Source organism: Georgenia sp. SYP-B2076 (assembly GCF_003991205.1).
GTDB lineage: Bacteria > Actinomycetota > Actinomycetes > Actinomycetales > Actinomycetaceae > Georgenia.
Genome location: NZ_RXOZ01000031.1, coordinates 61,600 through 75,613, shown reverse-complemented (window position 1 = coordinate 75,613; position 14,014 = coordinate 61,600). Strand labels below are relative to the sequence as shown.

At 71.5% G+C, this 14,014-nt stretch carries 13 protein-coding genes; 10 read left to right on the top strand and 3 right to left on the bottom strand.

The window, feature by feature from the left end; translation table 11 throughout:
• Positions 1-112: 112 nt before the first annotated feature.
• Positions 113-325, bottom strand: a complete 213-nt coding sequence (locus tag EJK16_RS11625) for a Flp family type IVb pilin (protein ID WP_205739729.1) — start codon at positions 323-325, stop codon at positions 113-115.
• A 418-nt stretch (positions 326-743) separates the two neighbouring features.
• Between EJK16_RS11625 and EJK16_RS11620 the strand changes: the two genes are divergently transcribed.
• The 3 genes from EJK16_RS11620 to EJK16_RS11610 all read left to right on the top strand — a co-directional run bounded on the left by EJK16_RS11620 (position 744) and on the right by EJK16_RS11610 (position 3,374).
• Entirely contained in the window at positions 744-1,394 is a 651-nt protein-coding gene (locus EJK16_RS11620; protein ID WP_164737315.1) for a TetR/AcrR family transcriptional regulator, read from the top strand.
• 94 nt (positions 1,395-1,488) lie between these two features.
• A complete protein-coding gene (locus EJK16_RS11615) occupies positions 1,489-1,974 on the top strand; it encodes a TadE/TadG family type IV pilus assembly protein (RefSeq protein ID WP_127129473.1) in 486 nt (161 codons plus the stop codon).
• Entirely contained in the window at positions 1,971-3,374 is a 1,404-nt protein-coding gene (locus tag EJK16_RS11610; RefSeq protein WP_127129471.1) for a pilus assembly protein TadG-related protein, read from the top strand. Before EJK16_RS11615 ends, EJK16_RS11610 begins: the two co-directional genes overlap by 4 nt.
• 17 nt (positions 3,375-3,391) lie before the next feature.
• Here EJK16_RS11610 and EJK16_RS11605 read toward each other — a convergent pair whose 3' ends face one another.
• On the bottom strand, positions 3,392-4,024 hold the full coding sequence (locus EJK16_RS11605) for an HAD family hydrolase (protein WP_164737314.1): 633 nt from the start codon (positions 4,022-4,024) through the stop codon (positions 3,392-3,394).
• Between the two features lie 136 nt (positions 4,025-4,160).
• On the opposite strand from EJK16_RS11605, the gene EJK16_RS11600 reads away from it, so the two are divergent.
• The 6 genes from EJK16_RS11600 (at position 4,161) to EJK16_RS11575 (ending at position 11,427) form a co-directional block, all read left to right on the top strand.
• On the top strand, positions 4,161-5,015 hold the full coding sequence (locus tag EJK16_RS11600; RefSeq protein ID WP_205739728.1) for a MurR/RpiR family transcriptional regulator: 855 nt from the start codon (positions 4,161-4,163) through the stop codon (positions 5,013-5,015).
• A gap of 84 nt (positions 5,016-5,099) precedes the next feature.
• Positions 5,100-7,187 carry a PQQ-binding-like beta-propeller repeat protein gene (locus EJK16_RS11595; protein ID WP_164737313.1) on the top strand — a complete coding sequence of 696 codons (2,088 nt, stop codon included), beginning with the start codon at positions 5,100-5,102 and terminating at the stop codon, positions 7,185-7,187.
• A complete protein-coding gene (locus tag EJK16_RS11590) occupies positions 7,184-8,134 on the top strand; it encodes a carbohydrate ABC transporter permease (RefSeq protein WP_127129464.1) in 951 nt (316 codons plus the stop codon). Before EJK16_RS11595 ends, EJK16_RS11590 begins: the two co-directional genes overlap by 4 nt.
• Positions 8,131-8,952 carry a carbohydrate ABC transporter permease gene (locus tag EJK16_RS11585; protein WP_240645981.1) on the top strand — a complete coding sequence of 274 codons (822 nt, stop codon included), beginning with the start codon at positions 8,131-8,133 and terminating at the stop codon, positions 8,950-8,952. Before EJK16_RS11590 ends, EJK16_RS11585 begins: the two co-directional genes overlap by 4 nt.
• 46 nt (positions 8,953-8,998) lie before the next feature.
• Positions 8,999-10,318, top strand: coding sequence for an extracellular solute-binding protein (locus tag EJK16_RS11580; RefSeq protein WP_127129462.1), 1,320 nt, complete (start codon positions 8,999-9,001; stop codon positions 10,316-10,318).
• Positions 10,318-11,427 (top strand): ABC transporter ATP-binding protein, encoded by a 1,110-nt coding sequence (locus tag EJK16_RS11575; protein ID WP_127129460.1) that lies wholly within the window; start codon positions 10,318-10,320, stop codon positions 11,425-11,427. Before EJK16_RS11580 ends, EJK16_RS11575 begins: the two co-directional genes overlap by 1 nt.
• 86 nt (positions 11,428-11,513) lie before the next feature.
• On the opposite strand, the gene EJK16_RS11570 is transcribed toward EJK16_RS11575, so the two are convergent.
• Positions 11,514-12,506 carry a cell wall-binding repeat-containing protein gene (locus EJK16_RS11570; protein ID WP_164737312.1) on the bottom strand — a complete coding sequence of 331 codons (993 nt, stop codon included), beginning with the start codon at positions 12,504-12,506 and terminating at the stop codon, positions 11,514-11,516.
• Positions 12,507-12,712: 206 nt separating this feature from the next.
• On the opposite strand from EJK16_RS11570, the gene EJK16_RS11565 reads away from it, so the two are divergent.
• Entirely contained in the window at positions 12,713-14,008 is a 1,296-nt protein-coding gene (locus EJK16_RS11565; protein WP_127129456.1) for a nucleotide sugar dehydrogenase, read from the top strand.
• Positions 14,009-14,014 lie beyond the last annotated feature (6 nt).

The following is a 14,014-nucleotide window of genomic DNA, read 5'->3' as shown; positions in this document are numbered from 1 at the left end:
GTTCGGTCCCTAACTTGGTCAGCTGGACGGTGCAGGAGCGAGACGGGGGGCGGGACGGCCCGGCGCAGCGGTCACAGTGACCGCTGCGCCGGGCGATCCGGGCAGATCACGGTCAGGCGGCGCCGAGCGGGAGCCGGGTGCTGATGTTGGTGAAGAGGCCGGAGAGCCGGGTACCCAGGGCGGTCACGGCGACGATGATCGCGACCGCGATGAGCCCGACCATCAGGCCGTACTCGACGGCGGTGGCGCCGCGCTCCTTGCGGTCCTCGAAGCGGTTGCCGACGACGGTGAACAGGGTGACGAGGTAGGCGGCTGCGCGGTTCATGGTGGTTCCTCTCTGAGGGCGCTCCCGGATCTGATCCGGTCGCAGGTTTCCCGATTCGGTATGAGCCGGTGATGGGTCGAAACGTGTCAGAAGTTTGCGGCTTCGGCATCGCTTCACAAGGAGGAACTTTTCTGGGAAACAATTTCACCCAGAGGGTGAGGGAGGGTGAGAAACGGAAGGCGAAGGGTGAATTACATGGATGTCGTCGTGACGTGTCTCAACGCTGTCAGGCGAGTTAATCGCGCCATGGCCGGGTGATCTCGCGGTGATACGGTCGACGGCCGCAGGTCACCCCTTCGCCTGCGGCGCTTGCTGCGGGCGGACGCGGAGCGGCGGACCGTCGCCCAGCAAGATGCCGCGGGCTCTTTGCCCGGACGGAAACCTCATGGCCGCGGCGACCCCCTCCTATCGTGACCGGATGGCCACAGCGAAGAAGATGGGCCTGAGAGAGCGGAAGAAGCACCTCACCCGGGAGTCGATCGCCGAGGCTGCACTCGCGCTCTCGATGGACCGAGGACTCACCAACGTCACCATCGACGAGATCGCCGACCTCGCGTTCGTCTCGCCGCGGACGGTCTCGAACTACTTCTCGTGCAAGGAGGAGGCCGTCGCCGCCGCGGGCACGCACGACCTCGAGAGCGTCGTCGAGCAGCTCGCCGCGCGGCCGGACGCCGAGCCGACGATGGTGGCGCTTCGGCACGTCTTCGTGGACTTCGCCCGCTCCCGGCCCCCGAACCAGCTGCGCCTCGAGGTTGAGAAGATCCGGCTCGAGCAGGAGCACCCGAGCCTGCGCCCCTACTGGGTCGCTCGCTACGACGCGCTCGAGGCGGCGGTGCGGGACGCAGTCGCCGCCCGCACCGGCACCGACCCCGCCTGGGACATCTACCCCTCACTGGCGGCCGCGGCCGCGGTGTCCGCCGTGAGTGCGTCGATGCGGCTGTGGGCGCGGGGTGATGCGGCGCCGGCCGGGCTGGCGGACCTCATCGACGCCGCCTTCGACCAGATCGACGCGGGTCTGCGTGCACCCGGGCAGGCCGGCACGCCGCCCACACGGCCGACGCCTCTCTGAAGTCCCTGCACGGGCGCCCTAAGGGCTTGATGCGCGTACTACTTACCAAGGCCGCAAGATTTCCTGACCGACAAGTTTTCCTTGACATCTCCAGATGGTCGCTCTAACGTTCGGCGCAATCGGACCAGCATTTACGGAAAGAAGGCGTTGCGACGTGCGTGCCACAGTGAGGTCAAGGTCGCAGCGCGGGGCCTCGGCGGTCGAGTTTGCCCTGATTGCGCCGATCTTGATTGTTCTTGTCTTCGGGATCATCGACTTCGGTCTCTACATCAATGCCGCGTCGGTCGTCGGCAACGCCACCCGTGAGGGCGTGCGGGCCGCGAGCCTAGGGGCTTCGTCCGCCGAGATCGCCACAGTGGTCCGTGACGCGATGAGCGACCTGCCGGGCGGTGCGCTGCCTGCAACGTCCGTCGTGGAGTCCTGCAAGACGCCCGGCGGCGCCGCGTGCGCGTCCTACGCCGCCGCGAAACCCGGCGACACGGCCGTCGTCAAGGTCAACTACGCGCACACGTGGCTGACTCCGCTGGGCTTCGGCAACGGCGCGACGATCGTCAGGTCCAGCGAGATGAGGATCGAGTGAGCCGGCCCGCGACGGGCCGCACGGGCCCACGCGAGCGCGGCGCCGTCGCCGTCATCGTGGCGCTCCTCGTCCCCGTGCTCTTCGCGGCGGCCGCGCTGGCCATCGACATCAGCATGCTGACCCACCAGCGCCAGAACCTCAGCAACGCGCTGGACGCCGCCGCCCAGGCGGGCGCGTACGCGCTCCCGGGAGACTTTGACGTGGCCACGGCGACCGCCCTGAAGTTTGCCAAGGCGAACGACCCGGAAGCGGCGCCGACGACCGAATTCTGGTGCGTCGTCGCCGCCACCGGCCCCGGCGCGGCCCCGAGCGTGCGGCCGGGTCAGGTCCCCGGCGTGTGCAACCCCGGCACGACCGCCGGCGCCCGATGCAACGAGTCGATCTGCGCGATTCCGTGCCCCGCCGTCGCCGGCAACAGCTGCAACACCATGAGGGTCCAGGATGACAAGGAGGTCGCCTTCTCCTTCGCGCCGGTCATCGGGATCGACACGGGCTCGACCGGGGACTTGACCTCCACCGCGTGCAAGGGATCGTGCGGCGCGCTGGCGCCGAACCCGATGGACGTCGTGGTGGTCGCCGACCGCACAGGAAGCATGTCGACGGCCGATCGCAACCTTATGGTCAGCGCCATCAAGGGCACGCTGCAGACCATGACCCGTGAGCAGCAGTACGTCGCACTGGGCACGATCGGCCGGAGCCGGACGGGCGGCGCCTGCCTCACCACACCCAGCACCTCGAACACCACGGGCCCGTGGATCCCGGTCCCGTTCTCGAGCGACTACACCGTCGGTCCAGCGGATGCACCGTCCCTCAACACCGGCAGCACCCTCGTCAAGGAGCTGACCTGCCTCAGCTCGTCAAGCACCGGTACGTATCTCGCCTCGCCGCTCAAGGCCTCGGCGCAGTACCTGCTCGGCAACAACTCCGGGACGCTTCCGCCGCGGGTCGGTGAGGTCCGCAAGGCGATCATCTTCGAGACCGACGGTCAGCCGAACGAAGACACCATCCCGGGGTCCACCGATCTGAGCGTGGCGGGTGACATCGGGAACTCGAACGTCGGCGCGGCGTGCACCAACTTCACGACGGTCGCGACCAAGACGAAGTCGGCTGGGGTGCTCATCATCACGGTGGCGTTCGGCGACGCACTCACCGCGAGCTGCGGGGGCACGCCCGTGCGCGAGGTCCTCGCCGCCGCCGCGTCGCCCGACCCCAACGGCGGCCCCAGCAAGGCCCAGAACGACTGCGGCAACGCGACCAAGCGGGCCACGGAGAACGGCGACGGTGACTTCTTCTTCTGCGCGGGCACCGGCAGCGAGCTCGGCCCGATCTTCGCCTCGGCGGTGAACCAGCTCAACCCGCACACGCGCCTGATCCGGCTGCCGAGCCTTCCGGCCGACTGAGGGGCGACTTCCAGCCGTCAGGCCGCCGGAACCGGCGCGAGGTCCAGGATCTCTAGGAGGTCACCGAAGCCGTCGATGTGGTGGTCGGCGCCGGCCGCGGCGAGGACATCCGGCCGCTGGTATCCCTCGCTCACGCCGACGGCCACGTACCCCGCGGCGCGTGCCGATTCGATGTCGTAGGCCGTGTCTCCCAGGTAGAACGCCCGCTCGCCGAGTGCCCGGAGCTCGGTGAGGCGGGCCGCCTTGTCCCGCACCGAGGTGTGCACGTGGTCGAAGGCGCCGTCGAGGTGGTGGTGCCGCAGGTCGTAGCGCAGCGCCGCCTCGTTGGCCGCGGTGACCACCCCGGTGACGATGCCCTGCCCGCGCAGCGTCGCGAGCGTCTCGCGCACGCCCGACCGGAGAGGGGCGGGTGCCTGCATGCCGCTGTTCCAGTCGGCCTCCACCCGGCCGACGTGCTCGTGGGCGATCCCCAGGTCGAGGAGCCACGTCCTCATGGGCAGCGTGAACGAGTCCTGGAACTCGGCGCGGTCGAGTGCCCGCACACCGAACGGCGCGGTGGCGGCGTTGATGGCGCCGACCGCCCGTCCCAGGTCGGACATGACCGTGCCGTTCCAGTCCACCAGGACGAGAGAGCGTGCGGGACTGAGCATTCTGAGGACCCCCATGGTGTGTGCGAGCGAGCGCTCAGTGAAACGCACGTTCATGAACGCGCCCGGTGTGAAACGTTCTTTCATCGTTCACCCCGGGGGCGGATGACGTTCATGCCCGCTCCCTAGCGTCCCTGACGTGAACACCCACGAGCGCAGCGGGACGGACGTCCCCGAGCTGATCCGGGCGCACCTGCCGTCCTTCTCGCCCGCCGAGCGGCGCGTCGCGGACGTGTTCCTCGAGGACCCCATCGCGGTGATCGACATGTCCGTCACCCAGCTGGCGGGGCGGGCCGGGTCCTCGGCGGCGAGCGTCGTCCGCATGTGCACGAGCGTCGGCCTGCGGGGGTTCCAGGACCTGAAGACCGGCGTCGCACTGGCCCACGTCCCGGGGCGGGTGGATGCCGGCGCCGACGAGTCGGGCGACGCCCACCGGGTGGCCGTCGGCGTGCTGCGTGACGCCGCCGCCGCCCTCGACCGCGCGGCCTCACTGCTCGATCCCCCCTCCGTCAACGCGCTCGTCGACGGGCTGCTCGGCGCCCGCCGCATCGCCTTCGGCGCGGTCGGCACCTCGGCGCCCATCGCGGCCGACGCGGCCTACCGGTTCACCACCCTCGGGCTCGACGCCACGTTCGTCGGCGACGTCCACGCCCAGCACGTCGCCGCCCGCATGCTCGGCGAGCGGGACGTCTTCTTCGCCGTCAGCCACACCGGATCCACCTTCGAGACGTTGGCGGCGGCCCGCACGGCCAAGGCGGCGGGCGCCCAGGTCTTCGCCATCACGAGCTTCAGCGCCTCGCCGCTGACGGAGATCGCCGACCACGCCATCGTGGCCGGCAGCGCCGAGACGAAGGTGCGCGTCGAGGCGATGACGAGCCGGCTCGTCCACCTCACCGTCCTCGACGCCCTCGTCACGATCCTCAAAGGGCGCGTTCCCGACACGGACCTGCGCCTGCAGCTGACCTCGGACGTCCTGGCCGAGCACCGCTTCTAACCGCTCCTCCCACCTCCTTCCAGCAACGAAGTGAGTGACATGTACGGAATCGTTCGCGGACCGGACCGCCGAGGTGTGCCCGGCGTGCTGGTCTCCAACGGGCACGACGTCGTCAGCACCGCCGACGACGGCTCGTTCCGGCTCCCTGACCAGGGACTGTTCGTCTTCATCACCCGGCCGGAAGGCCTCACCGCCGAACGCTGGTGGTACCCCGCCGGGCACGGGCCGCTCGAGTTCGCGCTCGTGGAGTCCCCGCAGAGCCTGCCGTTCGAGTTCGTGCATCTCAGCGACACCCACCTGAGCGTCCCGGGCGGCATGGCCGCCGGCAGCCAGCGCAGCGAGCACGCCCTCTACCCGGAGGGCGGTCTCCCGTCCGAGCTCGCCGCGTTCCTCGGCGACCTCCCGCGCACCGCGCCGGGCGTCCAGGCCGTGTTCCTCACCGGCGACCTCGTGGACCACGGACTGGCCGACGAGTACGAGGCGCTACTCGGGGTGCTCGGGGACAGCCCCCTTCCGGTGCACACCATCCCGGGCAACCACGACCACATGGACGGTAAGCACGTCTCGGTCGTCACCGCCCACAACTACCTCACCAACACCGGCGACCCGGCGGCCTACGAGCGCTACCTCGGCCCGCGCTGGTACAGCTTCGACATCCCCGGGCTCCACGTCGTGGCGATGGACTGGCACACGCACGAGCTCGGCCTCGACGACGCCGCGCAGGAGGCCTGGCTGCGCAACGATCTCGCGCTCGTGCCCGAGGACACCCCGTGGGCGCTGCTCTTCCACGACCAGCCCGGCAGCTACGTGCTCTCCCAGGCGCCCCGCCCGCCCGTGGCCACCTTCTCCGGGCACTGGCACACCTCGCGCGTGGTCGAGGTGGGCGGCACACTCCACGTCAACACCCCGCCCGCGCTCTTCGGGCTGGACTACTCCCCGCCGTCGTGGCGCCGGGTCACCTGGGACGGCGAGCGGTTCACCCTCGACACGGTCGCGTTCCACGCGCCGGCCGACGACGGGCTCGACAGGGTCCTGGACAAGGCAACCATCGCCCCGACGCCCCACGCCGCCACGGCCCCGGCGGTGCGGTGGCGCACCTTCCTCACCGGCGCGGGGCACCGCCAGGGCGCCGTCGTCGACGGCGGCCGGATCTTCGTCGGCTCGCAGGTCGAGGACGCGCCCCGGGGCGCGCTCCAGGCCCTCGACGCCGGGACCGGCGAGGTCCTCTGGACCGCCACCACGCCCGCGGCGGTCAAGGTGGCCCCCGCCGTCGTCGGCGGCCTGGTCATCGCGGCCGAGGTCACCGGTGACGTCGCCGCCTACCGGGCGGACGGCGGCGAGGAGGTCTGGCGCTGCCCCTCCTCGGACCCCCTGCGCCGCTTCGCCTGGGGCGCGCCCACGGCCGCCGCCGGGAGCGTCGTCGTCGGCGACCAGGCGGACCTCCGCCGGATCGACGCGTCCACCGGACGGGTGCTGTGGCGCCGCACCAACCTCGCCCCGCACCACAACCTCGTCAACCACTCGGCGCCGCTGGTCGTGGGAGACCTCGTCGCGGTCGGCTACTGGCCGAGCCCGGAGTACCCCCACGGCCTGAGCCTGGCGACCGGCGGGAACCGGTGGCTTATGGCCGCCGCGGCCTCGGCCGCCGACTTCACCGAGGCCAAGCGGCTGCTCGTTATGGGCACCGCGGCGTTCGACGAGGCCACCAGCTCGGTGCTGCTGCCGGGGTACTCCACCACGATGTGCCTGTCTGCAGGGTCGGGCCGCCTGACCTGGGTCGCCGACCACGAGGGCAGCTTCAGCCCGGCGACCCCGGTCGTCACCGAGGCCGGGATCGTCGTCACCGTGGGCGGCCGCGGCCTGCGCCTGCTCGACGGCGACGACGGCCGCACGATCTGGGACATCGAGGTGGCTCCGGCGGCGCCGTTCCCCCTGCAGCCCTACTCGAAGCGGGGCGGCACCGTGCTCGCGCCGCCGCTGCTCCTCGACGAGCGTCTCGTGCTCCCCGGCCTCGACGGCGCCGTGCGCGTGTTCTCCCTCGGCGGCGACCTCGTGCACCAGGTCGACGTCGGCGTGCCCGTCGCCGCGCCGCTCACCGACGCCGGGGACGCCGTCGTCGGCGTGGGCGTCGACGGCGGCGTCTTCACCATCAGCAAGGGAGAGCTCGCATGACCACGCTGACCGCACCCGCGCGCACGAGGGGGGAGGAGCGCCGCGAGGGCCGACCGCCGCAGGACGGCACGGTGGCGCCACCCCGGCGGGGCCGGCGGGCGCCGGTGCTGATGGTGCTGCCCGCCGTCGTGCTGGCCCTCACCTTCGTCCTGCTCCCGGCCGTCCTGTCCTTCGTCGGCAGCTTCTTCCGCATCCCGCTCACCGGCGGCGCGTGGGAGTTCGTCGGGCTGGAGAACTACGCCGGCATCGTCACCGATGCCACCGCCCGCCGGGCCATCCTCAACACGCTCGTCTACTCGGTGCTCACGATCCTCCCGAGCCTGGCGCTGGGCCTGGCGATGGCGCTCGCGGCCAACGCCCTGACCCGCGGCAAGGCGCTCGTGCGCACCCTCCTGTTCCTGCCGATGACGGCGAACCTCGTGGCCATGGCCGTGACCTTCAGGTGGATCTTCGACTTCCGCGGCGGGTTCGCCAACCAGGTGGTCGGCCTGGCCGGGATCGCGCCCATCAACTGGCTCGGCAGCACGGACACGTCGCTGCTGACCGTCGCGCTGGTCGGGATCTGGCGGACCGCGTCCTTCACGATGATGATCTTCTTCGCGGGCCTGGCCACCATCCCGGGCACCATGAACGAGGCCACCCGCATGGAGGGCATCAGGGGCTGGACGAAGCTGACGAAGATCACCCTGCCGGCCATGCGGCCCTCCATCGTCTTCGCGGCGGTCATGGCGATCCTGCAGTCCGTCCAGGCCTTCGACACCGTGCGGGTGATGACCGACGGCGGGCCCCAGTACTCCTCCGAGCTCATCCAGACCCTCACCTGGCGCTACGGCTTCGAGTACTTCGACCTCGGTGCCTCCTCCGCGCTGTCCTTCCTGCTCCTCGTGGCCCTCCTGCTCGTCGGTGTCTGGCAGCGCCGGGCCCTCGCCGGGGGTGAGGACAAGTGACCCGGATCCGCCGTCCCGCCCGCTGGGTCTTCGTGACCCTGGCGCTCGTCCTCGCGATGTTCCCCTTCTACTGGATGCTGCGGACCTCGATCGCGCCCGCGGACGAGATCTTCTTCGACGGGCTCTCCCTCCTCCCGCAGAACCCGTCCCTCGAGGCGTATGGCCGGGCGTGGGCCGACGGGAACATCGGGCACGCCATGGGCGTCGGCCTGGTCGTCTGCCTGCTCATCCTCGCGCTGCAGCTGGTCACGTGCGTGCCGGCCGCCTTCGTGCTGGCCAAGGCCAAGCGGGCCTGGACCGGCAAGGTCTTCGCCTTCGTGCTGGTGTGCCTGCTCGTGCCCAGCCAGGTGACGATGATCCCGCTGTTCATCGGGCTCAACCAGGTCGGGCTGGCCGACACGCTCGCCGCGCTGGTGCTGCCGTTCTCCACCTCGGTGCTGGGCATCTTCATGATCCGCCAGCAGATGATGGCGATCCCGACCCCGCTCATGGAGGCCGCCGAGATGGACGGCCTCGGGCCCGTCCGGACGCTGTTCAGCGTGGCCATCCCGATGGCGAGGCCCGGGATCGCGGCGTTCAGCGTGTACTCGATTTTCGTCCACTGGAACGACTACATGTGGCCGCTGCTCGTCGCACGCAGCCCCGACCTCGCCACCCCGCCCCTGGCCCTGGCGATCTTCCAGGACGCGGCGACGGGCTTCGACTACGCCGCCCTCGCGGCGGGCGCCGCGATCGTCACGCTGCCCATCGTGCTGCTCTTCCTCATCGCCCAGAAGCAGTTCGTCCAGGGCATGAGCGGCACCGAGGTCACGGGCTGACCCCCTTCTCCCTTCCCCTCCACATCAACGAGTCAGGAGCACCACCATGTCCAGCCCCCGCATCCGCCACGCCCTCGTCGGCGCCATGGCCACCGCCGTGGCCCTCACCCTCGCCGCCTGCTCCTCCGCGAGCGGCGAGTCGGCCGACGCCGCCGCGGTGGCCACGGCCGCCGACGTCAGCCAGTGCGAGCCCGCCGGCACCACCCTCGACGTCGCCTACAACGTGCTCGCGGCCGAGCCGATGGAGCTGGCGATCGCCAACCTCGAGGAGGCGCACCCCGGCCTCGAGGTCGAGGGCGAGCCGATCGCCTCCACCGCCTACCCGGAGCTCACCCAGCAGATCGTCGCCGACATCGCGGTGGGCAACCGCCCCGACCTCATCATGACCGGGCTGGGCCAGCTCCCGTTCTGGGTCGCCGAGTACGACCCCGCCGTGCTCGACACGAGCGTGCTGCCGGAGACGTACCAGACGCAGTTCCTCGGCGCCGGGACGATCGACGGCGAGGTGTACCTCGCCCCCTCCCAGATCTCCGCCCCGGTCATGGCCGTGAACCAGGACCTGCTCGACGCGGCCGGCGCGGGCAAGGCGGGGGACATCAAGACCTACGACGACCTGCTCGAGGTCGCCCAGAAGGTCACCGACCACACCGGGCAGCCGTCCGTGTCCATCCCGCCCCAGGGCCTGCCCGAGTGGTTCTCCCAGGGCCTCATCCAGAACTCCGGCGGCACGCTCGTGAACGAGGACGGCACCGCGGCGTTCGGGGACGCGACCGGCGTCGCGGCCCTGGACATCTGGTCCGAGCTGGCCCGGCGCGGGCTCGAGGCGGGCCTGCCGGGCACCGCTGACGCTGTCTCGGCCTTCTCCACCGGCACGCTCGGCGTCGCGATGATCACCACCTCCAACATCGCCGCCATCAACGAGGGCATCGGCGACGGGTTCGGGTGGATGCCGATCCAGCTCCCGAGCGTCGACGGCGAGCAGGGCCGCGCCCTCCCGGCCGGCGGCAACGGCTGGATCGTCCTGTCCGAGGACGCCTGCCGGGCGGCCTTCGCCAGCGAGCTCGTCGGCGAGCTGCTCTCCCCGGAGGCCGTGATGCTGGCCTCGGGCACCCAGCGCAGCTACATCCCGGTGGACACCGTGGCGCGCGACGAGCTGCTCGCCTCCCCGGAGGCGAACCCCCAGATGACGTTCGCCTGGACGTTCGAGACGGAGCTCACCCCGTGGGGCGGCTTCGACGGCTCGCACACCGCCCAGGTCAACGACGCGCTCCTGTACATGGTCGAGCAGCTGCAGGCCGGCGCCGAGACCAAGGCCGTCGTCGACGAGGCCGTCGCCGCGATCGACCGGATCGTGGGCGGCAACTGATGACGTCCGTCGAGATCACCGGTGTCACCAAGCGCTTCGGCGCCGTGACCGCGTTGGACGACATCACCCTGCACGTCCAGGACGGCGAGAACGTCGCGATCCTCGGCCCCTCCGGGTCGGGCAAGTCCACGCTCCTGCGGGTGATCGCCGGCCTCGAGCCGGTCGACGCCGGCGAGATCCGGTTCGGCGGCGAGCGGCAGAACGACATTCCGCCCGAGCAGCGCGACGTCGCCATCGTCTTCCAGAGCTACGCCCTCTACCCGCACCTGACCTCGCGGGAGAACATCACCCTGGGGCTCCGGCACGGCAAGAAGCTCAGCAGGCCCGACGCTGACGCGCGCGCCACGGACATCGCCACCCGGATGCAGGTCGAGCACCTGCTCGACCGCAAGCCCCGGCAGATGTCCGGCGGTCAGCGCCAGCGCATCGCGCTGGCGCGGGCCCTGGCCCGCCGCAGCGGGATCGTCCTGCTCGACGAGCCCCTGTCCGGGCTGGACGCCCAGCTGCACGCCGCGCTCCGGGTGGAGATCGCGAGCCTGCTCCAGTCGGTGGGCGCCACGGGCATCAACGTCACCCATGACCAGTCCGACGCCATGGCGATGGCCTCGCGGATCGCGGTCATCAACAAGGGACGCATCGAGCAGCTCGGCACCCCCGACGAGCTCTACCGCCGGCCGGAGACCCTGTTCGTCGCCGGGTTCGTCGGCACGCCCCCGATGAACCTCTTCCAGGTGGACGACGAGACGCGGGCCTCGGAGTTCGGGACGCACTTCGGCGGCGAGGAGGAACCGATCACCCTCGGCGTCCGGCCCGAGCGGCTCCACGCCGGCGAGGGGAGGTCCCACTCCGAGGAGGTGTGGCGACTCACCGGCAGGGTGGTCCTCATCGAGCCGACCGGGCGGGAGCGCATCGTCCACGTGCAGCTGCCCTCGCACGAGGCCTTCGCCATCCTCCTGGCGGGCGACGAGGTCCCCGCCGTGGGGGAGCGGTTCACGGCCTGGTGCGAGCGCGAGCACGTCCACGTCTACTCCCGTGCCACGCAGCAGCGGCTCGGCAACGCGCAGGAACGCGGCGTGACCCTGCGGGAGCCGGCGCTCGCCGGGGTCTGAGCTCCACGCATGGAGGGTGTCCGCCGGCCGATGTGACGGCCGGTGGGCGCCCTCCTGCGCTGCGGAGCATGACCCGCACCCCGCGTCTAGCACCCCGCGAGGTTGGCCGCCTCGGCGCTGACCACCTGGAGGCCGCCCAGGACGACCACGGTGCGTGCGCCGAGGCGCGTGATCTCCGCCGCGGTCGACGCCGGCACGCAGTTCGGGGTGGTCAGGAGCAGCGGCGCGCCGTTGGCGGCGGCCGCCGGGGCGCCCGCGTACGCGTCCGCGTACGAGCTCCCGGAGGCGAGGTACACGGTGCCGGCGCCCCGTGGATAGGTGCGCTTCGAGATCACGGCGGCGGTCTCGTACCGGTCCCCGCCGGCCCACCGCTCCACGGACGCGCTCGGAGTCAGCCTCTTGATCTGCTCGAACACGGCCGGGCTCACGCTGGTCTCCCCGCCCAGGACGACGACCTTCGCCGGCCTGTTGCGCGCGAGTGCGCGGGCGGTGGCGTCGGGCACTATGTCCCGGCCGGTGAGCAGGAGCGAGCCGCCCAGCCGCCCGGCGGCCGCCGTGCCCCCGAGCGCGTCCGGGGTCGCCTCGCCCGTGGCGATGAACACGGTGGTGTTGAGGCCGCCGGCCAGACCCGCGAGGTAGGCCGCGGTCTGATACCGGTCCTGCCCGGCCGGCCGGTACACGGTGCCCCAGCCGAAGTGCTTGAGCTGGCTCTCGATCCGGCCGCTCACGGTCAGGGCGCCGCCGGCGATGACGACCATGGCGGGGTGGAGCCGCTTCAGCTCGGCGGCGACGGTCGCCGGGAGCGTCCCGTCCGTGGGGACGAGGACGAGCGGGCCGCCGAAGTGGGAGGCCGCGGTCCCCGCGGCGCGGGCGTCCACGAAGTCGGCGCCGGACGTGACGGTGACGGTGACGGGCTCCCCGGTGTACCGCGGCTCGTAGGCATACCGCGAGATGGCCACGGCCGTGCCGTACCTGTCGTGCCCGGCGAGGCGCGTGGAGGTCGTGCCCGCGCCGGCACCGGTGGCCAGGGCGACGACGACGGCCACCGCGCCGAGCACTGCCAAGGGTGTCTTCCGCATGTCGGCCCCCATGCCCCGGTCTCCGCTGTGAGCGTCGTGACGGAAACGTACCGCCCGGGCTCGCGATTGGTTCGCGTTCGGAGGCGGCAGTAGTTCAGGCGGCCGGGGCTGGGGTCCCAGTCATCCGGGCGGCCCGGCGCCGATGATTATGCTGACAGCCGTGCCGCGCCGGTGCCGCGGCGCCAACGAACCTATTGAGGAGCTTCATGCGTATCGCCGTCGTCGCCCTGGGGAAGATCGGACTACCCCTGGCTGTCCAGTTCGCCGACGCCGGGCACGAGGTGATCGGCGTCGACGTCCAGCGATCAGTCGTCGACCAGGTCAACGCCGGCGTCGAGCCGTTCCCCGGCGAGGACCACCTGCAGGAGAAGCTCAGCGAGCTCGTCCCCGCGGGGAAGCTCCGCGCGACGACGGAGTACGCCGAGGCGATCCCCGGCGCGGACGCCGTCGTGCTGGTGGTCCCGCTGTTCGTCGACGACGAGACCTGGGAGCCCGACTTCGCCTGGATGGACGCCGCGACGCGCTCGCTCGCCGAGCACCTCACGCCGGGCACCCTCATCTCCTACGAGACCACCCTGCCCGTGGGCACCACCCGCAACCGGTGGAAGCCGCTCATCGAGGAGCTCTCCGGGCTGACGGAGGGGGAGGACTTCCACCTCGCCTTCTCCCCGGAGCGCGTGCTCACCGGGCGCGTCTTCGCGGACCTGCGCCGCTACCCCAAGCTCGTCGGCGGGCTGTCCGACGCCGGCACCGCCCGGGCGATCGAGTTCTACGAGTCGGTGCTCAATTTCGACCAGCGCGACGACCTGCCCCGCCCCAACGGCGTGTGGGACATGGGATCGGCCGAGGCCGCGGAGATGGCCAAGCTCGCCGAGACCACCTACCGCGACGTCAACATCGGCCTGGCCAACCAGTACGCGCTCTTCGCGGACAAGGCCGGCATCGACGTCTACAAGGTCATCGAGGCCTGCAACTCCCAGCCGTACTCCCACATCCACCGCCCCGGCATCGCCGTGGGCGGGCACTGCATTCCGGTCTATCCGCGCCTGTACCTGTCCACCGACCCGGACGCCACGATCGTGCGCACCGCCCGGCAGTCCAATGCGGCCATGCCCGAGTACGTCGTCGAGCGGGCGGCGGAGGTCCTCGGGGACCTGAGCGGGCTGCGCGCCGTCGTCCTCGGCGCCTCCTACCGTGGGAAGGTGAAGGAGACGGCGTTCTCCGGGGTCTTCGCGACCGTCGACGCCCTGCGGGAGCGCGGGGCCGAGGTGGCGGTGCAGGACCCGATGTACACCGACGACGAGCTCGCCGGCTTCGGGTGGGAGCCGTACCACCTGGGCGAGCCCGCGGACCTCGCGATCGTCCAGGCCGACCACCCGGAGTACGCCACGCTGTCGCCGTCGGACCTGCCGGGCGTGCGGTTGCTCTTCGACGGCCGCCGCGTCACCGACCCGGCGCTGTGGAACGGCACGCCGCGCCTGACCGTCGGCGGCGGGGCCTGAGCCACA

Bases quoted from the DNA above. Each gene is read 5' to 3' on its own strand.
- EJK16_RS11605 (WP_164737314.1), bottom strand. From the start codon at position 4,024: ATGCTCAGTCCCGCACGCTCTCTCGTCCTGGTGGACTGGAACGGCACG.
- EJK16_RS11570 (WP_164737312.1), bottom strand. From the start codon at position 12,506: ATGCGGAAGACACCCTTGGCAGTGCTCGGCGCGGTGGCCGTCGTCGTC.
- EJK16_RS11620 (WP_164737315.1), top strand. From the start codon at position 744: ATGGCCACAGCGAAGAAGATGGGCCTGAGAGAGCGGAAGAAGCACCTC.
- EJK16_RS11575 (WP_127129460.1), top strand. From the start codon at position 10,318: ATGACGTCCGTCGAGATCACCGGTGTCACCAAGCGCTTCGGCGCCGTG.
- EJK16_RS11590 (WP_127129464.1), top strand. From the start codon at position 7,184: ATGACCACGCTGACCGCACCCGCGCGCACGAGGGGGGAGGAGCGCCGC.
- EJK16_RS11580 (WP_127129462.1), top strand. From the start codon at position 8,999: ATGTCCAGCCCCCGCATCCGCCACGCCCTCGTCGGCGCCATGGCCACC.
- EJK16_RS11565 (WP_127129456.1), top strand. From the start codon at position 12,713: ATGCGTATCGCCGTCGTCGCCCTGGGGAAGATCGGACTACCCCTGGCT.
- EJK16_RS11615 (WP_127129473.1), top strand. From the start codon at position 1,489: ATGGTCGCTCTAACGTTCGGCGCAATCGGACCAGCATTTACGGAAAGA.
- EJK16_RS11625 (WP_205739729.1), bottom strand. From the start codon at position 325: ATGAACCGCGCAGCCGCCTACCTCGTCACCCTGTTCACCGTCGTCGGC.